This is a genomic window from Streptomyces sp. 6-11-2 (assembly GCF_006540305.1).
In the GTDB taxonomy this organism is placed as follows: Bacteria; Actinomycetota; Actinomycetes; order Streptomycetales; family Streptomycetaceae; genus Streptomyces.
In genome coordinates this window covers 3445879-3467728 of the sequence record NZ_BJOR01000001.1, presented here as the reverse complement: position 1 = coordinate 3467728, position 21850 = coordinate 3445879, and the positions used below count along the sequence as shown (strand labels likewise).

Below are 21850 nucleotides of genomic sequence, written 5' to 3'. Positions count from 1 at the left end.
TCCCCCAGGGAACCAAACGCCCCGCTTGTCCGTAAGGATGGGCGGGGCGGTGCATTGCCAGCGAGCAGCCGCAGCCGTGCTCCGCGCAGGACGAATCGAGGGGAACCCCATGGACCAGGCACCAGGCAGCCCGCAGGGCCCGGCGGGCCAGGACCCGGCGGACCACGGCCCGCCGGACGCCCACCGCCTGCCCACCTGCTATCGCCATCCGGGCCGCGAGACCGGTATCCGCTGCGCCCGCTGCGACCGGGCGATCTGTCCCGAGTGCATGGTCGACGCCTCGGTGGGCTTCCAGTGCCCGGACTGCGTCCGCGGCGGCTCCGGTACCGGCCACCCGCCCGCGGCGTCGCGGCCCCGCACGCTGGCCGGCGGCACCATGACAGCCGACCCCCGCCTGCTCACCAAGATCCTCATCGGGATCAACATCGCGGTGTTCATCGCGGTCAGCGCCGACTCGTCGCTCCTGGGCGACCTGGTCCTGATCGGTGCCTGGCCGCCGGCTCCCTTCACCCCCACCGCGGGTGTCGCGGACGGCGAGTGGTATCGCCTGGTGACCTCGATGTTCACGCACCAGGAGATCTGGCACATCGGCTTCAACATGCTGAGCCTGTGGTGGCTGGGCGGCCCCCTGGAGGCGGCCCTGGGCAGGCTGCGCTATCTGTCGCTCTACTTCGTCTCCGGGCTCGCGGGCGGAGCGCTGACGTACCTGCTGGCCTCGCCCAGTCAGGCCACGCTCGGCGCCTCGGGCGCCATCTTCGGACTGTTCGGCGCCACCGCGGTGCTGATGCGCCGGCTCAACTACGACATGCGGCCGATCATCGTCCTGCTGGTGATCAACCTGATCTTCACCTTCAGCTGGAGCGGCATCGCCTGGCAGGCGCACATCGGCGGTCTGGTCGCCGGTGTGGTGGTGGGGTACGCGATGGTGCACGCCCCGCGTGAGCGACGGGACCTGGTGCAGTACGGCACCTGTGCGCTGGTGCTGGTGGTCGTCGTCGTGTTGACGCTGCTCAGAACGGTTCAGCTCACCTGAGAGCGCCTGTTGTCCACAGTTGGTGTCCGATCTTGTGCATAGCGTGCGGGAACGCGTGTGCCCCCTGCCATCGACCTGTGTTGTCGCAGGTCAGGCAGGGGGCGTACGCACTTTGGATGAGCGGTGTGACAGTCGTACCGGTGTCAACGACGCACTAGTTATCCACAGATCATCAGCGTTTTCCCCAGGCCGCATGTGGAAATTCCTCCGGCCTGTGGATAACTCAGCGGATACCCGTGGGCAGAGCTGTGTTCACCGGGAGGCCGACGTCACTTCCACTGCGTGGAGACGGCGAATCCGGCCGCGATGAAGCCGAAGCCCACGACGATGTTCACGTTGCCCAGGGCGTGGATGGGCAGGGAGCCGTCGGTCACATAGAAGACGACGATCCAGGCCAGGCCGATGAGGAAGAGCGCCAGCATGACGGGCGCCACCCAGCCGCGGCCCTCGAGCTTGATACTCGCGGCCTGCTTGGCCGGCGGTGGCGTGTAGTCGGCCTTCTTGCGGATACGTGACTTCGGCACGAGGGTCTCTCCTGTCGATGCGCTGGTGGCCGCGCAGGGAACTGGGCTGGCTCCGGAGCAGCGTACAAGGGCACACTGAGCACTCCCCCGGACGTCCGTTAGCGTAGTGCTTCCGCGGCGCCGAAGGAGATAAGGGTACGTTGAGCAATTCTGCCGACTTCCCGGGGACGGGCGCCGGCCCGGACCGCACGCGCCGCCCGAGGCCCGTGCGGATCATGACCGTGGCCGTCTTCGCACTCGCCGGGTTGATCTTCTTCACCAGTTTCAACACGGCCAAGGGCACCAACATCCGCACGGACGCGTCCCTTCTGAAGCTGTCCGACCTCGTCCAGGAGCGCAGCCGGAAGAACAAGGAGCTGGACGAGTCCAACGCCGCCCTGCGCGACGACATCGAGTCCCTCGCCGCGCGCGACGACGGCGGCAAGCCCCAGGACGGCAGGCTGACCGGCCTGGAGAAGAGCGCGGGCACCCAGAAGCTCACCGGCAAGGCGATCACGGTCACGCTCGACGACGCCCCGCCCGACGCCACCGCGAAGCTCCCCGGCTACCCCGAGCCGCAGCCCGACTACCTGGTGATCCACCAGCAGGACCTCCAGGCCGTGGTCAACGCGCTGTGGAAGGGCGGCGCCCAGGGCATCAAGGTGATGGACCAGCGGCTGATCTCCACCAGCGCGGTGCGCTGCGTGGGCAACACGCTGATCCTCCAGGGTCGCGTCTACTCGCCGCCGTACAAGATCACGGCGGTCGGTGATCCGGGGAAGCTCCAGAAGGCGCTCGCGGACTCCCCGGCGATCCAGAACTACATGGTGTACGTCAACGTCTACGGCCTCGGCTGGAAGGTCACCGACGACGGAACGGTGACGCTGCCCGGCTACTCCGGCACGGTGGACCTGCACCACGCGCAGCCCGTGAAGTAGGCACGGACGCCGGGGCGCCGGCACCCCGGTGCGGGCGCCCCGGCGCCGTACTGGTGATCGGAACGGCCTGATTCGCGTATCGGATCGACAAAGGGCCGTACAAAACCGTGTCCGCGATCGTTGAGGTGATCGACGCTGTGCCACGTACGTCCGGTCGCACGCGGTTTTCGCACAGCTGGCGGAGGCCGGGAAACCTCGGGCGCCGCGCCGTTAGTCTGGTGGCGCACGGCGTGAGTCTGGTGCCGTGGGAGACGGAAGGGACGGCATGTACGGCTGGATCTGGCGGCATCTGCCGGGGAACGCGTGGGTGAAGGCGCTGATCTCACTGGTGCTGGTCCTGGCCGTGGTCTACGCCCTGTTCCAGTACGTCTTCCCGTGGGCCGAACCGCTGCTTCCCTTCAACGATGTGACGGTGGACAACCAGTGAGTGCGCGGATTCTCGTCGTCGACAACTACGACAGCTTCGTCTTCAACCTGGTCCAGTACCTGTACCAGCTGGGGGCCGAGTGCGAGGTGCTGCGCAACGACGAGGTGTCGACGGCGCACGCGCAGGACGGCTTCGACGGCGTGCTGCTCTCGCCGGGGCCGGGCACGCCCGAGCAGGCCGGCATCTGCGTGGAGATGGTCCGGCACTGCGCCGCGACCGGCGTTCCCGTCTTCGGCGTGTGCCTGGGCATGCAGTCGATGCAGGTGGCCTACGGCGGCGTGGTGGACCGCGCGCCCGAGCTGCTGCACGGCAAGACCTCGCTGGTGGAGCACGAGGGCACGGGCGTCTTCGCGGGCCTGCCCTCCCCCTTCACGGCGACCCGCTACCACTCCCTGGCCGCCGAGCCGGCGACCGTGCCCGACGAGCTGGTGGTCACGGCGCGCACGCACGACGGCATCATCATGGGCCTGCGGCACCGTGAACTTCCCGTCGAGGGCGTGCAGTTCCATCCCGAGTCGGTGCTGACCGAGCACGGGCACCGGATGCTGGCCAACTGGCTGGCGGAGTGCGGCGACAAGGAGGCCGTGGCGAGGTCGGCGGGGCTCGCCCCGGTGGTGGGCAGGGCCACGGCGTGACCGCGCTGCGCCCCGAGCGCGAGACGGACACCTCGTACGGGCAGCAGTCGTACGGGGGGCCGGACGCGTTCGAGGAGTGGTACGGCGGCGGGGTGCAGGGCACGCCCCAGGACCCCTACGCGGCGTCCTACGGCTCTCCCGGGGCGGCGCCCCAGCAGAGCGCGCCCCAGCAGCACGCGGAGCCTCAGCAGAGCGCTGCGGGGGTGCCGTACGGGCCCGCGGGTGACGCGACGGCCCATCTGCCTCCCGTCGACGACGAGACGATGGCGCTGCGGATCCCGGATCCGCCGCCTGGCGCGTCTTCCGCCGCGCGGGCCCCCGCACCCCCACCGGGTGGGCGCGCGGCCCGTAGAAAGGCCGCCAGGAGCCGTCACGGCCGTCGTGGGGCCGAGGCGGGCGCGCCCTCGGAGGAGGACGGCCCGGCCGACCGGGCGTCCGCGCCGCTGTCCCGCGTGGAGGCGCGCCGGCAGGCGCGGGCACGCCGGGCGAGCCCGGCCGTGATCGCCAGCCGGGTCATCGGCGAGATGTTCATCACCACCGGTGTGGTGATGCTGCTCTTCGTCACCTACCAGTTGTGGTGGACGAACGTCCGGGCGCACGCGCAGGCGGGCAGTGAGGCGCACCAGTTGCAGGACGACTGGGCGAGCGGCAAGCGCAACCCCGGGACGTTCGAGCCGGGGCAGGGATTCGCCCTCCTGCACATCCCGAAGCTGGACGTGGTGGTGCCCATCGCGGAGGGCACCAGCAAGCCGAAGGTGCTGGACAAGGGCATGGTCGGGCACTACGGGCAGGGCGACCTCAACACGGCGATGCCGGACGCGAAGTCGGGCAACTTCGGGCTCGCGGGCCACCGCAACACGCACGGTGAGCCGTTCCGCTACATCAACAAGCTCTCGCCGGGCGACGCGATCGTCGTGGAGACGCAGGACACGTACTTCGTCTACAAGATGGCGTCGATTCTGCCGGTGACCTCGCCGGCCAACATCAGTGTCCTCGATCCCGTCCCGAAGGGATCGGGCTTCACCGGGCCCGGCCGCTACATCACGCTGACCACCTGCACACCGGAGTTCACCAGCAAGTACCGGATGATCGTCTGGGGCAAGATGGTCGAGGAACGGCCGCGCAGCAAGGGCAAGCCGGATGCGCTCGTCAGTTAAAGGGCGGAAGAACAGTGGCAGCGACCACGGACGACACGGCAGGGCACACCGACGGCCGCGAAGGGCACGGTGACGCGTCGGGCCCCGGCCGGGCGCGGCGCCGCCGGGGTACCGGCCCGCTGGCCCTCGCCGTCAGCGTCTTCGGTGAACTCCTCATCACGGCGGGTCTGGTCCTCGGCCTGTTCGTCGTCTACTCCCTGTGGTGGACGAACGTCCTGGCGGACCGCAAGGCCGGCCAGGAGGGCGGCAAGGTCCGCGACGAGTGGGCCCAGTCCGTGGAGGATGGCCCCGGGGCGCTGGACACCAAGGACGGCATCGGCTTCCTGCACGTGCCGTCCATGCACAACGGCGAGGTCCTGATCAGGAAGGGCACGTCGGCCGAGGTGCTGAACGACGGCGTGGCCGGTTACTACGTGGACCCCGCCAAGGCGACCCTGCCGACGTCCGGCAAGTCCGGCAACTTCACCCTCGCCGCCCACCGGGACGGTCACGGCGCGAAGTTCCACAACATCGACAAGGTGCGGGTGGGCGATCCGGTCGTCTTCGAGACCAAGGACAAGTGGTACGTCTACAAGGTCTACGACATCCTCCCCGAGACGTCGAAGTACAACGTCCAGGTCCTGTCCTCGGTCCCCGAGGAGTCGGGCGTCAAGAAGCCCGGCCACTACATCACCCTGACGACCTGCACACCGGTGTACACCTCCCGCTACCGCTACGTGGTCTGGGGCGAACTGGTCCGCACGGAAAAGGTGGACGCCAAGCGGACTCCGCCGACGGAACTGCGGTGAGGTGACCGGTACGACGGAGCCCCGGTTCCCCTCCTGCGAGGGGAACCGGGGCTCTGAGCGTCAGGGGCGGGGTCAGCCGCCGAAGAAGCCGCCGTTGCCGTTCCCGTTGTTGCCGCCGCCGAAGGTCGTCAGCGTGATCGGCGCGTTGGGGTCATCGACCTCTTGGCCCTCGTTCGGGTCTTGCTTGAAGACAAACGCGTTGTCGTCCTGGCTGCTTCCCTCGGCGAACTGGATGTTGGTGAAGCCGTTCTGCGCCAGAACCTGCTTGGCATCCCCCAGACGCATGCCCTGAACCTTCGGCACCCGTGTCTTCTGCTGCTGGAGCTTGCCGATGTTGATGGTCACCTTGGAGTTCTTGTCGACCGACTGGTTGGGGCCCGGAACGGTTGAGATGACCTTGTTGTCCTGATTGGGGTCATTCACGGGGCTTTCGACGCACTCGCCCTGGAGGTTGTTCTCCCGCATCCGGGCCAGGGCATCGTCGCAGGTCGCGTTGGTGACATCAGGGACCGTCGACTTCGCGACCGGCTTGGCGACCGTGAGGGTGATGGTGGAGCCCTTCTCCAGCTCCGTGTCGCCCTCGGGGTCCTGGCTGATGACCACGTCGGGGGTCTGGTCGGACTCCTGGGTCTTCTTCTCGACCGCGAAGCCCCTGTCCTTCAGTTGGGACTGCGCCTTCTCGAAGGTCACGCCGCGGACATCGGGAACCGTCACCTTCGGCGCCCCGGTGGACAGCACCAGGTTGACCGTGTCGCCCTTCTTGACCTCGCCGTCCTTGGGGTCCTGTGAGCAGACCTTGCCCTTGGGCTGGTCCTCGCAGGTGTCCTGGGTGAAGGCCACTTCGACGCTGCCGTTCAGGGCCATCTTCTCGGCGGCGACCTTTGTTTGGCCGACGAAGTTGGGCACGGGCACCGTGTCGTTGTTGGCGCCCTTCCCGCCGAAGGCGTACATGCCGATGAAGATCGCGCCGACGAGGACCAGGAGGCCGGCGACGATCAGCAGGATCGTCGAGGTGTTGGACTTCTTCTGACGGCGCCGGTCGGGGCGGTCGTCGTAGCCGAAGCCGCCGTCGTCCGGATTCATGGGCGGCAGCATCGTCGTCGCGGCCGCGGGGCCGGCGTCGGGGCGCAGCGCGGTGGTCGGCTGATCGTCGGGGTAGGCGCCGTAGCCGACGGAGCCCATGGCCGCCGTGGCCGCGACCGGCTGGCCGTCGAGGCAGGCCTCGATGTCGGCGCGCATCTCGTCGGCGGACTGGTAGCGGTAGTCGGGGTCCTTGACCAGTGCCCGCATCACGATCGCGTCCATCTCGGGCGTGATCTCCGGGTCGAAGACGCTCGGCGGCTGCGCCTCCTCGCGGACGTGCTGGTAGGCCACCGCGACCGGGGAGTCGCCCACGAAGGGCGGGCGGACCGTCAGCAGCTCGTAGAGCAGGCAACCCGTCGAGTACAGGTCCGAGCGCGCGTCGACCTGCTCGCCTTTGGCCTGCTCGGGAGACAGGTACTGGGCGGTGCCGATGACGGCCGCGGTCTGGGTCATGGTCATGCCGGAGTCGCCCATGGCGCGGGCGATGCCGAAGTCCATGACCTTGACTTGGCCGTTGCGGGTCAGCATGACGTTGGCCGGCTTGATGTCGCGGTGGACGATGCCGCTGCGGTGGGCGTACTCCAGGCCCTGGAGGATGCCGATGGTCATCTCCATGGACCGCTCGGGCAGCAGCTTGCGGCCGCTGTGCAGCAGTTCACGGAGCGTGGAGCCGTCGACGTACTCCATCACGATGTACGGGATCGAGACCCCGTCGATGTAGTCCTCGCCCGTGTCGTAGACCGCGACGATCGCGGGATGGTTGAGCGAGGCGGCCGACTGGGCCTCCCGGCGGAACCGGGCCTGGAAGGAAGGGTCGCGCGCCAGGTCGGCGCGCAGCGTCTTCACCGCCACGGTGCGTCCCAGCCGGGTGTCATGTGCGAGGTACACCTCCGCCATGCCACCACGGCCGAGCACATGGCCCAGCTCGTACCGGCCGCCGAGGCGACGCGGCTCTTCCATAGCTACCTACCAGCCCTCTCCGTCGGTCCCGACCGGCACCGCTTGTGCCGCCGGAGGCTGCTGTCCGGGCCTACCGTACCCGGCTCGCTCTGTGTGACCTGGCCAAGCCCGTCACCCGATACAGGACCGGTATCGCAACGTGCACCGATGTGAGGGGGGCGTGACAGGACTCACTGCCTGGAGTTGATGACCGCCTCCATGACGTTCTTTGCGATGGGCGCCGCGAGGCCGCCACCGGAGATGTCGTCGCGGTTGGCGTTGTTGTCCTCGACCACCACCGCCACGGCGACCGGCGAGCTGCCGTCGGCGAGCTTGGCGTAGGAGATGAACCAGGCGTAGGGCTTCTCGCTGTTGTCGACGCCGTGCTGGGCGGTACCGGTCTTGCCGCCCACCGTGACGTTGTTGATCTGCGCGTTCTTGCCCGTGCCGTCCTTGACGACGGTCTCCATCATCGACTGCAGGATCTGGGCGTTCTGCGAGCTGAGCGGACGGCTCAGCTCCTGCGGCTGGGTCTGCTCCAGGGTGTCCACGCCGGGAGACTGGAGCTTGTCGACCATGTACGGCTTCATCAGCTTGCCGTCGTTGGCGACGGCGGAGGCGACCATGGCCATCTGGAGCGGGGTGGCGGCGGTGTTGAACTGGCCGATGGAGGACAGCGCGGTCTGCGACTTGTTCATGTCGTTGGAGAACACCGAGGCGTTGGCGCGCACCGGCGTGAACTGCTCGCTGTCGAAGCCGAACTTCTTCGCCTCCTCGAGCATCTTGTCGTTGCCGAGGTCCGCGCCGATCTTGCCGAAGACGGTGTTGCAGGACCACCGCAGCGCCTCGCGCATGGTGGCGTCCTTACAGGGGATGTTGCCCTCGTTCGGCAGCACGGTGGTGGTGCCGGGCATGGTCCACGGCAGCGGCGAGTCGGTGGCTTCGTCCGCCGACTTGTACAGCCCGTTCTCCAGCGCGGCGGCCGCGGTGACCACCTTGAAGGTGGAGCCCGGCGGGTAGGTCTCGCGCAGTGCCCGGTTCAGCATCGGGTCGTTGGGGTCGGACTGCTTCTGGAGCTTGTTCCAGGCCTTGGCGTCCGTGTCGGAGGTGCCGGCGAACGACGACGGGTCGTAGGACGGGTAGGACGCCAGGGCGAGGATCTTGCCCGTGGAGGGGTCCAGGGCCACCGCCGCGCCCTTGCCGCCGACCTTCTTCAGGCCGTTGAAGGCCGCCTTCTGCGCTGCCTCGTTGAGCGTGGTGACCACGTTGCCGCCCTGCTTGGGCTTGCCCGTGATCATGTCCAGGGTGTTGCGGAAGAACAGCCGGTCGTCGTTTCCGGTGAGGATGCCGTCCTCGATGCTCTCCAGCTGGGTGGCGCCGTAGGCCTGGGAGGTGAACCCGGTCACGGGCGCCCACATCGGGCCGTCCTTGTACGTGCGCTTGTACTTGAGGTCGTTGAGTCCGTTGCTCTTGGTCTCGACCGACCCGGTGACCGGGTTGCCGCCGACGATGATGTCGCCGCGCGGGGTGGCGTAACGCGCGATGGTGACGCGGCGGTTGTGCTTGTCGTCCTTGAGGGTGTCGGCCTTGACGTACTGGATCCAGTTGTCGCGGATGAGCAGCGTGAGGACGAGGAGGCCGCAGAAGATCGCGATTCGGCGCAAGGGCTTGTTCACGGGCGGACCACCTGGGTCATCTCGGCGTCGGGGTTGGAGGCGGGCGCGGGCGCGGGTCTGCGGGCGGTGTCGCTGATCCGGATCAGGATGCCGATCAGGGCCCAGTTGGCGATCACGGAGGAACCGCCGTACGCCAGGAACGGCATCGTCATACCGGTGAGCGGGATGAGGCCCATCACGCCGCCGGACACGACGAAGACCTGAAGCGCGAAGGCGCCGGACAGGCCGATGGCGAGCAGCTTGCCGAAGGGGTCGCGGGCGGCCAGCGCGGTGCGCACGCCGCGTTCCACGATCAGGCCGTAGACCAGCAGGATCGCCATGATGCCGGCCAGGCCCAGCTCCTCGCCGAAGGTGGCGAGGATGAAGTCGGAGTTGGCGGCGAACTTGATGAGGTCGGAGTGGCCCTGGCCGAGGCCGGAGCCGAGGGTGCCACCGGAGCCGAACGCCCACAGCGCTTCCATCGACTGCTCGGAGTGGCCGACGGAGCCGGCCTGGCTGAGCTTGTACTCCTTCATCGGGTCGAGCCAGGCCTGGACGCGCTGCTGGACGTGCGGCTCGAAGCTGGCCACGCCGACGGCGCCGACGGCGGACATCAGCAGACCGAAGACGATCCAGCTGGTCCGCTCGGTGGCGACGTACAGCATGACGACGAACATGCCGAAGAACAGCAGCGAGGTACCGAGGTCGGTCTCGAAGACCAGGATGAGGATCGAGATCACCCAGACGACCAGGATCGGTCCGAGGTCGCGGCCGCGGGGCAGGTACAGGCCCATGAAGCGGCGGCTGGCCAGGGCGAGCGCGTCCCGCTTCACCATGAGGTAGCCGGCGAAGAAGATGGCGAGCACGATCTTGGCGAACTCACCGGGCTGGATGGAGAACCCGGCGACCGAGATCCAGATCTTGGCGCCGTAGATGTTGGCGCCGAGGCCCGGCACGAGCGGCAGCAGCAGCAGGATCAGCGCGCCGACCATGGAGATGTAGGTGTAGCGCTGCAGGGCGCGGTGGTCCTTGAGGAAGATCAGCACCACCACGAAGAAGGCGATGCCCAGGGCCGTGTACATCAGCTGCCGTGGCGCGGCCGTTCCCGCCTGGTTGATGGCCTGGAGCAGTTTCGACTGGTCCAGCCGCCAGATGACGACCAGTCCGAGCCCGTTCAGCAGCGTGGCCAGCGGCAGCAGCAGCGGGTCCGCGTACGGGGCGAACTTGCGGACGACGAGGTGTGCGACGCCGGCCAGCAGACCGAGGCCCAGACCGTAGCTCAGCAGGCCCGCGGGCACCTGGCTGTTGATGGCCAGGCCCACGTTGGCGTAGGCGAACACCGGGATGGCTACGGCGAAGACCAGCAGCGCCAGCTCGGTGTTGCGGCGGCTGGGCGCGCCGATCGCGCCGATCGTGGACGTGTGGTGCGTCGACGGGTTGGTAGTGCTGCTCATCGTGTGACAGGGCCTCTCACGGCTTGCCTACTGCTTACCGCACAGCGAGACGACCTTCTGCTCTTCCTCCGAGAGAGTGGGGCCGGGGCTGGGAGTGGACGCGGTGGCGGACGTGGACGGGGAGGACGGGGTCGTGGCTGTCGACGGGTTCGGCGTCGGTGTCGCCTTGGACGTGAAGGCGGTGCGAGTGGTTCCCGTGGCGGCGCTGGTGCCCGTGGTGCCGCCGGCCTGGCCCTGGCCCGTCTTGGCGCCGCTCTTGTCCTCGGCGGTGCGGCGCTGGGCCTCCTTCTTGCACGCGGAGGCCTGCACGGACAGCTCGTCGACCTTCTTCTGGGCGTTCTTCAGACCGCCCTCGGTGATCGTCGCCCTGACCTGCTGCTGCTGATAGGGCGGCAGGTACTTGAGTTCGATCTCGGGGTGGTCCGTGTGGATCTTCGACAGCTTCAGCCAGGCCAGGTCCTGGCTGATGCCCCGGTACAGCGCGACGTGCTCCTCGTTGGCGCCGACGAAGTACTGCGTCTGCGTCCAGCGGTAGCCGCCGTAGAGGCCGCCGCCGAGCACGGCGAGCGTGAGCACGCTGTAGAAGGAACGCTTGAGCCACCTGCGGCTCTTGCGGGGCTTGACGAAGTCCTCGTCGCCGTAGTCGCCGAAGCCGGCCGCGGGGGCGTAACCGGCGGTGTCGCCGGATCCGGGCGGGCCGAACTCGCCGCCACCGCCGCCCTGTCCGGGCACCTGGCGGCCGAGGCCGGAGGCGCGTCCGGCCGGGGTCTGCATGATGCCGTTGTCGTGCAGGTGGTGCTGGTTCTCGGCGACCGCGCCGACCACGACCGGGGTGTCGGACAGCTGTCCGGCGAGGGTGTCGCCGGTGTCCAGGTCCAGGACGTCGGCGACGATGACGGTGATGTTGTCGGGGCCGCCGCCGCGCAGCGCGAACTGGATCAGCTCCTGCACGGTCTCCTGCGGGCCCTGGTAGCCGGCGAGGGTCTCCTCCATCGTCTGGTGGGAGACGACGCCGCTGAGGCCGTCGGAGCAGATCAGGTAGCGATCGCCGGCACGCACCTCGCGGATGGACAGGTCGGGCTCGACGTGTTCGCCGCTGCCGAGGGCGCGCATGAGCAGGGCGCGCTGAGGGTGGGTGCTGGCCTCTTCCTCGGTGATGCGCCCCTCGTCGACGAGGCGCTGCACCCAGGTGTGGTCCTGGGTGATCTGGGTCAGCACACCGTCGCGCAGCAGGTAGGCGCGCGAGTCGCCGACGTGCACCAGGCCGAGACGCTGGCCGGTCCACAGCAGGGCGGTGAGCGTGGTGCCCATGCCCTCCAGCTGCGGGTCCTCCTCGACCATGGCGCGCAACTGGTCGTTGGCGCGCTGTACGGCGGTGCTGAGCGAGGTGAGGATGTCGGAGCCGGGGATGTCGTCGTCGAGGGCGACGATGGTGGAGATCACCTCGGAGGAGGCGACCTCGCCGGCGGCCTGGCCGCCCATTCCGTCGGCGATCGCGAGCAGGCGAGGACCGGCGTAACCGGAGTCCTCGTTGCCCTCGCGGATCATGCCTTTGTGCGATCCGGCGGCGAAGCGCAGTGACAGACTCATGCGCACCTCGCCCGTCGGCTCCGGGTACATCCGCACGGTGCCCACCCTCCGGTCGGGAGCGCGCCGGGACCCGGGGTGCCGGCCGCCGTTGCGTGCTCGCTCCGCTCGCTCATTAGTCGTACTACTTCCGCAGCTCGATGACGGTCTTGCCGATGCGGATCGGCGTGCCCAGCGGCATCGGTGTGGGGGTCGTCAGCCGGGTCCGGTCCAGGTATGTGCCGTTGGTGGATCCGAGGTCCTCGACGATCCACTGGCCGTCGCGGTCCGGGTAGATCCTGGCATGGCGGCTGGAGGCGTAGTCGTCGTCCAGCACGATCGTGGAGTCGTGCGCACGGCCCAGGGTGATGGTCTGGCCCTGCAGCGCGACGGTGGTGCCGGTGAGGATGCCCTCGGTCACCACGAGTTTGGTGGGGGCGTTGCGCCGCTGGCGGCCACCGCCCTGCTGACCGCGCTGCGGCGGCGGCGCCGTCTGGCGCGCGGCCTGCTGCGGCCGGGCTGTCTCCCTGCGGGCCCCCCGCTGGGTGACGCGCGTACCGAACAGGTCGCTGCGGATGACCTGCACGGCCACGATCACGAACAGCCACAGTACGGCCAGGAAACCCAGCCGCATGACCGTGAGGGTCAGCTCTGACATTGCCCCCGCTTCACCCTTCGGCTTGCCGGTAAATGATGGTGGTGCTGCCCACGACGATCCGCGAGCCGTCGCGGAGCGTAGCGCGGGTGGTGTGCTGCCCGTCCACCACGATGCCGTTGGTGGACCCGAGATCCTGGATCGTCGAGGGCGTTCCGGTCCGGATCTCGCAGTGCCGGCGGGAGACGCCGGGGTCGTCGATCCGCACGTCGGCCTCGGTGCTGCGGCCGAGCACGAGTGTCGGGCGGGAGATCTGGTGGCGGGTGCCGTTGATCTCGATCCAGTAGCGGGTGCGGCCGCCGCTCGCCGGGGCGGGCGCGGGCCGCTGGGCGGCGGGCGGCGGGTAGCCGTAGCCGCCGGGGCGGGCGCCGGGCGGCGGCGCGGACGGCATGGGGGGCGCTGCCGAGGGGCCGGCCGCGGGCGGGTAGCCGTACCCGCCCGGGGCGGCGGGGCGGCCGCCCGGGCCGGCCGACGGTGCCTGGGGCGCCTGCTGGCTGCTGGAGGAGGCGAGCGTACGGCTGCGCACCCGGTACAGGCCGGTGTCCAGGTCCTCCGCCTTCTCCAGGTGGACCTTGATCGGCCCCATGAAGGTGTAGCGCTGCTGCTTCGCGTAGTCGCGCACCATGCCGGCGAGCTCGTCGCCGAGCTGGCCGGAGTAGGGGCTCAGACGCTCGTAGTCGGGCGCGCTGAGCTCCACGATGAAGTCGTTGGGTACGACGGTGCGGTCGCGGTTCCAGATGGTCGCGTTGTTGTCGCACTCGCGCTGGAGCGCACCCGCGATCTCCACGGGCTGGACCTCGGACTTGAAGACCTTGGCGAAGGTGCCGTTGACCAGACCTTCGAGACGCTGCTCGAACTTCTTCAGGACTCCCATGGGGCACCTCCTCCATCGTTGCCGTCGCTGCGGGTCGTGCCGTCGTGCTGCGTATTGCTTGCCTGGTACTGCTTACTGATCGTATCCACGCGCCGGTGAATCGGCTGGTTCCCCCTGTCGGCCCTGTCGACGGGTGTCGACGCCTGTCGCGTGCCCGGTGTCGCTCGGTACTTCTGCCCAGGATCGTAGAGGGGGTCGCAGACCAGTGTCCCGCACCCGACTGTGGTCCTCGTCCGGCTCCTGGGCAGACGGGCGTGACCGGTACGAGGTTGATACGTGAACGGACGCGCTCCGACACGGAAAGGGACTCCGTCCGGGCGGCGCGGCCCGGGGCCGGCGGCCTGCCTCGGCGGGCGGACGCGGTGCGGCCGGGGCGGGGCCCCTGCCCTGGAAAAGCGATGTGAATCCACCCTTCGGGGCGTGCTAATGTTCTGCATGTCGGAAGGCGCCAGCCCCCCAGGGGGGCGGAGCCGGAGGACACACCCAATGCGCGGGTGGCGGAATAGGCAGACGCGCTGGATTCAGGTTCCAGTGCCCGCAAGGGCGTGGGGGTTCAACTCCCCCCTCGCGCACCATGAGATACCGATGAAACGGGTCTCCGCCAGTGACGGAAGTCACGGCGGGGGCCCGTTTCTCGTTGTGCCGGCACATGTGGGCCATCGCACAACTCGGCCGATGGGCAACGGGACCCGGAGCGTGAGGTATCTCACGCATGGGGACCTGTTGTGTGCCGTCCGCGGACGTTCGTCAGCAGGGCCGGGTCGAAGAGGGCGTCGGTGCCGTTAGTACGGCCGGGTGGTGAGTGCCGGACGGCCGGGCGCCTGTGCCTTGACGTGGAGGTGCCGGGTGCGGCCGGGGTGGAGGCCCGGCACGATCTTGCTCGGCGCGTACGCGCCGGCGGAGTCCGTGAACTGGGAGCCCCGCAAGGCGTATCCCCCTATGCCGTGGGCGTCGACGTCGTCGGCCTGCCAGGAGCCGAGCGGGACGCCGGACAGCGGGACGCAGATGTGGCCGAAGACATGGCCGTGACGGTCGGCAGGGGTGCCGGGCGTCACCAGGGCCGTGTGCGGCGGTGAGTTCGGCTTGAAGCAGGGGCCTGCTCCGGTGGGACCGCCGCCGACGGTCATCGCGCCGTTCGTGCCCGAGGAGATGCCGTAGCGTCTCGCTGTCCGGCGTTGTGGGCGGCCCGGCGGACAGGGGGCGTTGGGGACGGGGCACGGTCGTCGCGGCGGTGGGCGGGGCCCGGCCCGTGCGGCGCTAGTCTGGTCGGGTGACGACCCCGGAAGCTGAACAGGGTGACGTCGCCGGGGCGGACCGGGCGACGTCCGAGGGCGCCTCTGCGCGGCCCGAGGAGCGGTTGGAGCGGGCCGTACGGGCCGCCGAACAGGCGCTCATCGACTACGAGATCGCGGTGGAGACCTTCCGGGTGGAGGTCGAGAACTTCGCCCGGCTGCACGAGCAGAGACTCGGACCGCTCTACGCCCGGCTGGAGGAGCTGAAGGCGCTGACGGCCGAGGCCAGGGCCGCGCGCACCGGTGACCCCGAGGACCTGCGCAAGGCGCGGGAGGCGCGGGCCGATCTGCAGCCGATCCCCGGGGTCGAGGAGCTGCTGAACGGCTGGATGGACTCCAACGGTCTGTACCCGGAGGCCGTCGCGATGCTCACCGACGAGCCCGTGCGGCCCCCGCAGCGGGTGCGCCCCAGCGAGGAGGCCCGCCGCCTGTACCGCGAGCTGGCCCGCAAGGCCCACCCCGACCTGGCGCAGGAGGACGACGAGCGCAAGCGGCGCGAGGACTTCCTCAGCCGGGTCAACGCCGCCTACGCGCGCGGCGACGAGGACCAGCTGCGGGAGCTGGGCGCGGAGTGGGCGGCGGGCCCGAAGCCCAAGGAGCAGGGGCCGAGCCGCAGCGAGGAGCTCTACGCCCGCCTCGAATGGCTCGCCCGGCGCAAGGAGCTGCTCACGGTGGTCGCCAAGGGGCTGGAGGACGGCGCGATCGCCGGGATGCTCCGGCTGGCCCCCGACGATCCCGACCGCCTCCTCGACGAGATCGCCGAGCAGCTGCGCAAGGAGGTCGCGGAGCGCGAGGCGGAACTGGCCGAGCTGCTGAGCCAGGAGTGACGCGCGTGACTCGCGTGGCCCTCCCCGTGTGACCTGCCTGCTCCCGCGTGACCTGCGTCACCCGTGACTGGCCGGGTGCCGGATCCGTGCCGGATCCGTGCCGGATCCGTGCCGGTCCGGACCGGAACCCTCCGGTGCGCTTCGGGTAGCGTCGACGCATGCATTTCGGAGCTGGTGTGCCCACGGTCGGGGTCCAGGACCTCGAGGACGGCGACTTCCTGCTGGACGTCCGCGAGGACGACGAGTGGCGGGCGGGTCACGCCGAGGGGGCGCTGCACATTCCCCTCAGCGAGTTCGTGGCCCGGTACGGCGAACTGACCGGGACGGCGCCCCAGGACGGGCGGATCCATGTGATCTGCCGCTCCGGCGGGCGGTCGGCGCAGGTCGCGATGTACCTGGTCCAGCAGGGCGTCGACGCGGTGAACGTCGACGGCGGCATGCAGGTGTGGGCCGCCTCGGGGCGGCCCGTCGTGACCGACGAGGGGCGTCCCGGCCAGGTGGTGTGACACCGGGGCGGGGCCCTGGACTCCCCAGTGCCGAAATGTTTCTGGCAGGGCGTCAGAAGTGTGGTGGGCTGGGGAGGATGGGCGCGGCCGGACGGCCGACTGATCCCGTGTGCCCGGCCGATTCCATGTTGCGGCGGACCGCCGTAGGGTGGCCCCCTCCGCCGGACGACTGCCGGACGGCCTTCGGACGACTGCCGGTTCAGTCCGGCGCGGCGCCCGGTACGCCCCGGGGGTGTGCCCGGAGGGCGGCCCTGAGTACCGTTCCGGTGCGGCGCCGGGAAGTGGTGCGCGCGGGCGGTACGGCGCCCCGCGGCCGGGTGGCGGCCGCAGGACGGACCGGGATCGGAAACGGGGCGGGATGAACGCGCACGACGACGACTCGACCGCCTCACGTGCCCCCAGCCGCCCGGGCGCCCGGCCGGACGAGGGCTCCCGGACCTCCCTCGGGTCCGCTGACGGGCCGCAGTCCGCTGCAGGCCCGGACGAGAACGCCGGGTCCGCTGACAGGCCGGACGAGAAAGCCCTGGCCCCCACGCCCGTCCCGGTTCCTGCTCCCCGCTCAGCCCCCGGCACGGTTCCTGGTCCTGGCACCGGCACTGTTCCCGGTTCTGGCACCGGTCCCGCTCCTGGTCCTGGTCGCGGCCCGGCCGCAGTTCCGGCTTCCGACTCCAGCCCCGCTCCTGGCCCCTCTCCCGACCTCAGCCCCGGTCCCGCTCCCACTCCCGGTCCTGACACCGCTCCAGACACCGGTCCCGCTCCTGACCTCGGCCTTACTCCTGGCCCCGGTTCTGCCCCCGGTCGCGGCCCGGCTTTCGACTCCAGCACCGGTCCCGCACCCGACCCCGACCCCGGCCCCGGTCCTGGCCCCGGTTTCGCTCCTGGCCCTGGCCCCGGCCCCGGCCCCGGCCCCGGTCCTGGGCCCGCCGCGCTCGCGGCTCCCGCTCCCATATCTGCCCCCGCCCCTGCTCCTGGCACCGCTCCAGACCCCATACCTGCTCCTGCCCCCGTACCTGCCTCCGCCCCCGCTCCCGGCGGGTCGGCGTCTCGTGGTGGTGTCGCTGCCTTGTCCCTGCCGCATCAGGTGGGTGCGGTGCTGGTGCTCGCGGTGGTCGCCGTCGTGGTGTGTGTGCATCTCGGGATGGTGTTCCTGCATGTCACGCCGTCGAACACGGTGAACAGGGAGCACGCCGAGGCCGTCGACGGGTGGGTCTACCCGGAGTTCGAGCAGAACTGGAAGCTGTTCGCGCCGAACCCGCTCCAGCAGAACGTCGCCGTCCAGGTGCGCGCGGAGGTCCGCACGGCGGACGGCGGCACCCGTACCACCGGCTGGTACGACCTGTCCGCCGAGGACGGCCGGGCCATCGAGGGCAATCTGCTGCCCAGCCACACCCAGCAGAACGAACTGCGCCGCGCCTGGGACTTCTACGGCGCCGCCCACGACGCCGACAACCGGCCGGTGGGCCTGCGCGGCACCCTGGCCGAGCAGTACCTGCGCCGTATCGCGGTGCTGCGTCTGGAACGCGGGGACGCGGCCGGCGCGGGCGGCGTCCTCGAACGCGTCCAGATCCGCAGCCGCACCAGCAACGTGCCCCCGCCCCCGTGGAGCAACGAGAAGCCGACAGGCAAGCCGTCCTACCGCTCGCTGCAGTGGTGGACGGTGCCGGCCGGCGAGACCCGGGGAGGCGTACGGTGAACCGCCTCGCGCTCTCGGTCTCGCGCGGGATCGCGAGGGTCACCGAGACGGCCCTCGGCCCCTACCAGACCGCCGTCATACGCATCGGCTTCTCGCTGACCTGGCTGCTGTTCCTGCTGCGCGAGTTCCCCCACCGCCACGAGCTCTACGGCCCCGACGGCCCGTGGAGCTGGAACCTGGCCCAGCAGCTGACCTCGGACAACGGCGCCTTCACGGCCCTGCTGTGGTTCCGCGGCGACCTCTGGTTCGAGACGTGCTACGCGCTGGCCGTGCTGGCGAGCCTGCTGCTCGCGCTGGGCTGGCGCACCCGCACCACGTCCGTGCTCTTCATGGTCGGCGTGCTCTCCCTGCAGAACCGCAGCGTCTTCGTGGGCGACGGCGGCGACAACGTGCTGCACCTGATGTCGCTGTACCTGGTGTTCACCCGCTGCGGCCAGGTCTGGTCGCTCGACGCGCGCCGGGCCGCGCGGGTACGGGCGGCACACGCGCGCGGGGAGCGGGTCCCCGACCGGGCCGGTCCCGCCCTGTGGAGCGTGCTGGGGCTGTTCCTGGCCGTGATCACGGCGGCGGGCCGGATACAGGGCGAGGTGTTCGTGCCCGTCCTCCTGTGGACGGTCTGGCTGGGCCTGGCCCTGTGGTGGGCGGCCGGGCGCCGGGCGCGCTCGGCGCAGCCGCGGATGCTGCTGAACGTCGTCGCCGACATCGTCCACAACGGCGCCCTGCTCGTGATCATGGCCGAGGCCTGCCTGATCTACGCCACGGCCGGCTGGTACAAGGTCCAGGGCTCGCGCTGGCAGGACGGCACCGCCGTCTACTACCCGCTCCACCTGGACTACTTCTCGCCCTGGCCGGCCCTGGCCGGTCTGCTGGCCGCCAGCGGCACGATGGTGATGCTGGTGACCTACGGGACGGTGATGGCGCAGGTCGCGTTCCCGTTCACGCTGTTCAACCGGCGGGTGAAGAACGTCCTGCTGGCGGTCATGATGGCCGAGCACGCCGTGATCGCGGTCGTGCTGGGGCTGCCGTTCTTCTCCCTGGCGATGATCGCGGCGGACTCGGTGTTCCTGCCGACGCCCTTCCTGCGCCGCCTGGGCGGCCTCGCGGCACGCGCGCGTGCGCGACTGCGGCGGGGCGGGGACCGGCCCCAGGAGAAGGACCCGCGCTCCCCGGAGGACGCCGGGCCCGCCCGCGTAGGCTTCCCGGCATGAGCGACCCCGTACGCGACTGGCACCGGCTGGCCGGCGGCACCGTGCTGCTCGACGGCTTCCACGCCCTCAAGCACGCCCTGCGCTTCGGGGCCGAGGTGCCGGTGGCTGTCACCGCCGACCGGCACGCGGCGCTCGCCCTCGCCGACGAGCTGGCCCCCGACGTACGGGACACGCTGGACGCCCTGCTGAACGAGGTGCCGCGGGAGACGTACGCCTCCCTCGTGCCGCGCCCGCATCCCACGGCCGTGGCGGCCCTCGCCGTACGGCCGTCCCGCGAGGCCAATCTGCGGGCGCTGGCGCACTCGCCCCGCAGCGCGCCGGTCGTCGTCCTGGACCAGCCGCGCAACCTGGGCAACGCGGGGGCGGTGATCCGCCTGGCCGCCGGTTTCGGGGCGACCGGAGTGGTCACCACGGGCACCCTGGACCCCTGGCACCCGACGGTGGTGCGCGGCGGGGCGGGGCTGCACTTCGCGACCGCCGTGGAGCGGCTGGACGTCGACGAGCTGCCCCGCGGGCCGCTGTTCGCGCTCGATCCGGAGGGCGAGGACATCCGCGGGGTGAAACTGCCCGACGACGCCGTGCTCGCCTTCGGCTCCGAGCGCAGCGGCCTGTCGGCCGACCTGCGCGCGCGCACCGACCATCTGGTGGCGCTGCCGATGCGCCCCCAGGTCTCCAGTTACAACCTCGCCACCAGTGTGGCGATGACGCTGTACCACTGGAGCGCCACCGGGGGCGCGGCCGCATCCTGAGGGACTGAGGGACCTACGCCTCCCGGCGGACCTCCACCACGCGGAAGCGGTTGGCGACGAACGCGCCGTCGGTGAGGGCCGCGTTGGCCGCCGGGTTGCCGCCGGAGCCGTGGAAGTCGGAGAAGGCGGCGGTCTGGTTGACGTACACCCCGCCGGTGAGGTTCAGCGACAGCTGGGCGGCCTCCTCCAGGCACACCTCCTGCACCGCCTGCTCGACCTCCTCGTCGGTCGTGTACGCGCCCACCGTCATCGCGCCCTTGTCGCGGATCGTGCGACGCAGCAGCTCCACCGCGTCGGCGGCCGAGTCGACGGCGACGGCGAAGGAGACGGGGCCGAAGCACTCGTTCATGTAGGCGGCCTCGGCGTCCGGCTTGGCGCCGTCCAGCTTCACGATCACCGGCGAGCGGACGACCGCGCCGGGGAAGTCCGGGTTGGTGATCTCGCGGGAGGCGAGGGCGACCTCGCCGAGGCCCGCGGCGGCCTCCAGGCGGGCCTTGACGTCCGGGTTGACGATCGCGCCGAGCAGCGCGTTGGCGCGGGCGTCGTCGCCGAGGAGGCCGTCCACGGCCTTGGCGAGGTCGGCCGCCACCTCGTCGAAGGACTTGGGTCCCTCGTCGGTGCGGATGCCGTCGCGGGGGATCAGCAGGTTCTGCGGGGTGGTGCACATCTGGCCGCTGTAGAGGGACAGCGAGAAGGCCAGGTTGGCGAGCATCCCCTTGTAGTTCCCGGTGGACTCCACGAGCACCGTGTTGACGCCGGCCTTCTCCGTGTAGACCTGCGCCTGGCGGGCGTTGGCCTCCAGCCAGTCGCCGAACGACGTCGAGCCGGTGTAGTCGATGATCCTGATCTCGGGGCGGGTGGCGAGCGTCTTGGCGATGCCCTCGCCGGGACGTTCGGCGGCGAGCGCGATCAGGTTCGGGTCGAAGCCGGCCTCGGCGAGCACCTCGCGGGCGGTCCTCACCGTGAGCGCGAGCGGCAGCACCGCGCGCGGGTGCGGCTTGACCAGGACGGCGTTGCCGGTGGCGAGGGAGGCGAACAGGCCCGGGAAGCCGTTCCAGGTCGGGAAGGTGTTGCAGCCGATGACCAGCGCGATCCCGCGCGGGACGGCGGTGAACCGCTTGGTGAGGGCGAGCGGGTCGCGCTTGCCCTGCGGCTTGGTCCACTCGGCGGTGTCGGGGGTGCGCACCTGCTCCACGTACGCGTACGCCACCGCCTCCAGGCCGCGGTCCTGGGCGTGCGGGCCGCCCGCCTGGAACGCCATCATGAAGGCCTGGCCGGAGGTGTGCATGACCGCGTGCGCGAACTCGTGCGTCCGGTCGCTGATCCGCTTGAGGATCTCCACGCACACCACGGCGCGCGCCTCCGCGCCCGCGTCCCGCCACGCCCGCTGGCCGGCCTTCATGGCGGGCAGCAGGACGTCGATGTCCGCGTGCGGGTAGCTCACGCCCAGTTCGATGCCGTACGGCGAGACCTCGCCGCCCACCCAGTCGTCCGTGCCGGGCTGGCCGAGGTCGAGGCGGGTGCCCAGGACGGCGTCGAAGGCGGCCTTGCCGGCGGCCGCGTCGAGGCTGCCGTTCTCCCCGTAGGCCTTGGGGTGCTCGGGGTGGGGCGACCAGTACGCGCGGGTGCGGATCGCCTCCAGCGCCTGGTCCAGGGTGGGCCGATGCCTGGCGATCAGCTCGTGTGCGGTCAGTTCGGCGGCCATGCGGGACCAACTCCTCGTCTCAAGAGCTCCTCGTCGAGCCCGTGATCTGGCATCTCCATGGTCACGGCCATGGGCAGGAACAGGCGGTCAGAGTTAGAGTAACCGAACGATCGGTCGGTACAAGGGGTCCGCCGCATCCGTGGACAGCGCCGTGCGGGAGGAT

The 21850-nt window shown here is 70.4% G+C and carries 19 protein-coding genes, 1 tRNA gene and 1 pseudogene; 12 read left to right on the top strand and 9 right to left on the bottom strand.

What is annotated here, in order from left to right; all coding sequences use genetic code 11:
* Positions 1-109: 109 nt before the first annotated feature.
* Positions 110-1033 carry a rhomboid family intramembrane serine protease gene (locus tag TNCT6_RS14920; protein WP_141359837.1) on the top strand — a complete coding sequence of 308 codons (924 nt, stop codon included), beginning with the start codon at positions 110-112 and terminating at the stop codon, positions 1031-1033.
* 269 nt (positions 1034-1302) lie between these two features.
* On the opposite strand, the gene crgA is transcribed toward TNCT6_RS14920, so the two are convergent.
* Positions 1303-1557 carry a cell division protein CrgA gene (gene crgA, locus TNCT6_RS14915; RefSeq protein WP_141359836.1) on the bottom strand — a complete coding sequence of 85 codons (255 nt, stop codon included), beginning with the start codon at positions 1555-1557 and terminating at the stop codon, positions 1303-1305.
* A gap of 140 nt (positions 1558-1697) precedes the next feature.
* Here crgA and TNCT6_RS14910 point away from each other — a divergent pair, with 140 nt between their 5' ends.
* From TNCT6_RS14910 to TNCT6_RS14885, 5 genes and pseudogenes are all read left to right on the top strand, one after another.
* Positions 1698-2474, top strand: coding sequence for a DUF881 domain-containing protein (locus TNCT6_RS14910; RefSeq protein WP_141359835.1), 777 nt, complete (start codon positions 1698-1700; stop codon positions 2472-2474).
* 218 nt (positions 2475-2692) lie between these two features.
* Positions 2693-2901, top strand: a pseudogene (locus tag TNCT6_RS14900) (hypothetical protein).
* On the top strand, positions 2898-3536 hold the full coding sequence (locus tag TNCT6_RS14895; protein WP_141359834.1) for an aminodeoxychorismate/anthranilate synthase component II: 639 nt from the start codon (positions 2898-2900) through the stop codon (positions 3534-3536). The pseudogene TNCT6_RS14900 and the gene TNCT6_RS14895 overlap by 4 nt, the downstream one beginning before the upstream one ends.
* Entirely contained in the window at positions 3533-4693 is a 1161-nt protein-coding gene (locus tag TNCT6_RS14890; protein ID WP_141359833.1) for a class E sortase, read from the top strand. Before TNCT6_RS14895 ends, TNCT6_RS14890 begins: the two co-directional genes overlap by 4 nt.
* A gap of 14 nt (positions 4694-4707) precedes the next feature.
* Positions 4708-5481 (top strand): class E sortase, encoded by a 774-nt coding sequence (locus TNCT6_RS14885; RefSeq protein WP_141359832.1) that lies wholly within the window; start codon positions 4708-4710, stop codon positions 5479-5481.
* A gap of 72 nt (positions 5482-5553) precedes the next feature.
* Here TNCT6_RS14885 and pknB read toward each other — a convergent pair whose 3' ends face one another.
* The 6 genes from pknB to TNCT6_RS14855 all read right to left on the bottom strand — a co-directional run bounded on the left by pknB (position 5554) and on the right by TNCT6_RS14855 (position 13707).
* A complete protein-coding gene (gene pknB / locus TNCT6_RS14880; protein WP_141359831.1) occupies positions 5554-7524 on the bottom strand; it encodes a Stk1 family PASTA domain-containing Ser/Thr kinase in 1971 nt (656 codons plus the stop codon).
* A gap of 170 nt (positions 7525-7694) precedes the next feature.
* The gene (locus TNCT6_RS14875) at positions 7695-9179 is read right to left on the bottom strand and encodes a penicillin-binding protein 2 (protein ID WP_141359830.1); all 1485 of its coding nucleotides are present in this window, start codon (positions 9177-9179) and stop codon (positions 7695-7697) included.
* Positions 9176-10612: an FtsW/RodA/SpoVE family cell cycle protein gene (locus TNCT6_RS14870; protein WP_141359829.1), complete on the bottom strand. Its 1437-nt coding sequence runs from the start codon at positions 10610-10612 to the stop codon at positions 9176-9178. Before TNCT6_RS14870 ends, TNCT6_RS14875 begins: the two co-directional genes overlap by 4 nt.
* 27 nt (positions 10613-10639) lie before the next feature.
* On the bottom strand, positions 10640-12202 hold the full coding sequence (locus TNCT6_RS14865) for a Stp1/IreP family PP2C-type Ser/Thr phosphatase (protein ID WP_253266110.1): 1563 nt from the start codon (positions 12200-12202) through the stop codon (positions 10640-10642).
* Between the two features lie 121 nt (positions 12203-12323).
* Complete coding sequence (locus TNCT6_RS14860; RefSeq protein ID WP_141359827.1) at positions 12324-12836, bottom strand: FHA domain-containing protein; 513 nt, start codon at positions 12834-12836, stop codon at positions 12324-12326.
* Positions 12837-12846: 10 nt separating this feature from the next.
* On the bottom strand, positions 12847-13707 hold the full coding sequence (locus TNCT6_RS14855; protein ID WP_141359826.1) for a DUF3662 and FHA domain-containing protein: 861 nt from the start codon (positions 13705-13707) through the stop codon (positions 12847-12849).
* Positions 13708-14195: 488 nt separating this feature from the next.
* Between TNCT6_RS14855 and TNCT6_RS14850 the strand changes: the two genes are divergently transcribed.
* Positions 14196-14282, top strand: a tRNA-Leu gene (locus tag TNCT6_RS14850).
* A 207-nt stretch (positions 14283-14489) separates the two neighbouring features.
* Here the strand turns inward: TNCT6_RS14850 and TNCT6_RS14845 are convergent.
* Positions 14490-14834 carry a hypothetical protein gene (locus TNCT6_RS14845; RefSeq protein ID WP_141359825.1) on the bottom strand — a complete coding sequence of 115 codons (345 nt, stop codon included), beginning with the start codon at positions 14832-14834 and terminating at the stop codon, positions 14490-14492.
* Between the two features lie 143 nt (positions 14835-14977).
* Here TNCT6_RS14845 and TNCT6_RS14840 point away from each other — a divergent pair, with 143 nt between their 5' ends.
* The 5 genes from TNCT6_RS14840 to TNCT6_RS14820 all read left to right on the top strand — a co-directional run bounded on the left by TNCT6_RS14840 (position 14978) and on the right by TNCT6_RS14820 (position 19982).
* The gene (locus tag TNCT6_RS14840; RefSeq protein ID WP_141359824.1) at positions 14978-15826 is read left to right on the top strand and encodes a hypothetical protein; all 849 of its coding nucleotides are present in this window, start codon (positions 14978-14980) and stop codon (positions 15824-15826) included.
* 176 nt (positions 15827-16002) lie between these two features.
* The gene (locus TNCT6_RS14835; RefSeq protein ID WP_141366444.1) at positions 16003-16332 is read left to right on the top strand and encodes a rhodanese-like domain-containing protein; all 330 of its coding nucleotides are present in this window, start codon (positions 16003-16005) and stop codon (positions 16330-16332) included.
* A 1063-nt stretch (positions 16333-17395) separates the two neighbouring features.
* Positions 17396-18025 carry a DUF5819 family protein gene (locus tag TNCT6_RS14830; protein WP_373996171.1) on the top strand — a complete coding sequence of 210 codons (630 nt, stop codon included), beginning with the start codon at positions 17396-17398 and terminating at the stop codon, positions 18023-18025.
* The gene (locus TNCT6_RS14825) at positions 18022-19233 is read left to right on the top strand and encodes an HTTM domain-containing protein (RefSeq protein ID WP_141359823.1); all 1212 of its coding nucleotides are present in this window, start codon (positions 18022-18024) and stop codon (positions 19231-19233) included. Before TNCT6_RS14830 ends, TNCT6_RS14825 begins: the two co-directional genes overlap by 4 nt.
* Positions 19230-19982: an RNA methyltransferase gene (locus tag TNCT6_RS14820; protein ID WP_141359822.1), complete on the top strand. Its 753-nt coding sequence runs from the start codon at positions 19230-19232 to the stop codon at positions 19980-19982. The genes TNCT6_RS14825 and TNCT6_RS14820 overlap by 4 nt, the downstream gene beginning before the upstream one ends.
* A 13-nt stretch (positions 19983-19995) precedes the next feature.
* On the opposite strand, the gene paaN is transcribed toward TNCT6_RS14820, so the two are convergent.
* Positions 19996-21687 (bottom strand): phenylacetic acid degradation protein PaaN, encoded by a 1692-nt coding sequence (paaN, locus tag TNCT6_RS14815; protein WP_141359821.1) that lies wholly within the window; start codon positions 21685-21687, stop codon positions 19996-19998.
* Positions 21688-21850: the final 163 nt, after the last annotated feature.

What these genes read in the sequence shown, in the direction of transcription:
- TNCT6_RS14920 (WP_141359837.1), top strand. Translation starts at nt 110, where the DNA reads ATGGACCAGGCACCAGGCAGCCCGCAGGGCCCGGCGGGCCAGGACCCG.
- pknB (WP_141359831.1), bottom strand. Translation starts at nt 7,524, where the DNA reads ATGGAAGAGCCGCGTCGCCTCGGCGGCCGGTACGAGCTGGGCCATGTG.
- TNCT6_RS14870 (WP_141359829.1), bottom strand. Translation starts at nt 10,612, where the DNA reads ATGAGCAGCACTACCAACCCGTCGACGCACCACACGTCCACGATCGGC.
- TNCT6_RS14865 (WP_253266110.1), bottom strand. Translation starts at nt 12,202, where the DNA reads ATGAGTCTGTCACTGCGCTTCGCCGCCGGATCGCACAAAGGCATGATC.
- TNCT6_RS14860 (WP_141359827.1), bottom strand. Translation starts at nt 12,836, where the DNA reads ATGTCAGAGCTGACCCTCACGGTCATGCGGCTGGGTTTCCTGGCCGTA.
- TNCT6_RS14855 (WP_141359826.1), bottom strand. Translation starts at nt 13,707, where the DNA reads ATGGGAGTCCTGAAGAAGTTCGAGCAGCGTCTCGAAGGTCTGGTCAAC.
- TNCT6_RS14845 (WP_141359825.1), bottom strand. Translation starts at nt 14,834, where the DNA reads ATGACCGTCGGCGGCGGTCCCACCGGAGCAGGCCCCTGCTTCAAGCCG.
- TNCT6_RS14820 (WP_141359822.1), top strand. Translation starts at nt 19,230, where the DNA reads ATGAGCGACCCCGTACGCGACTGGCACCGGCTGGCCGGCGGCACCGTG.
- paaN (WP_141359821.1), bottom strand. Translation starts at nt 21,687, where the DNA reads ATGGCCGCCGAACTGACCGCACACGAGCTGATCGCCAGGCATCGGCCC.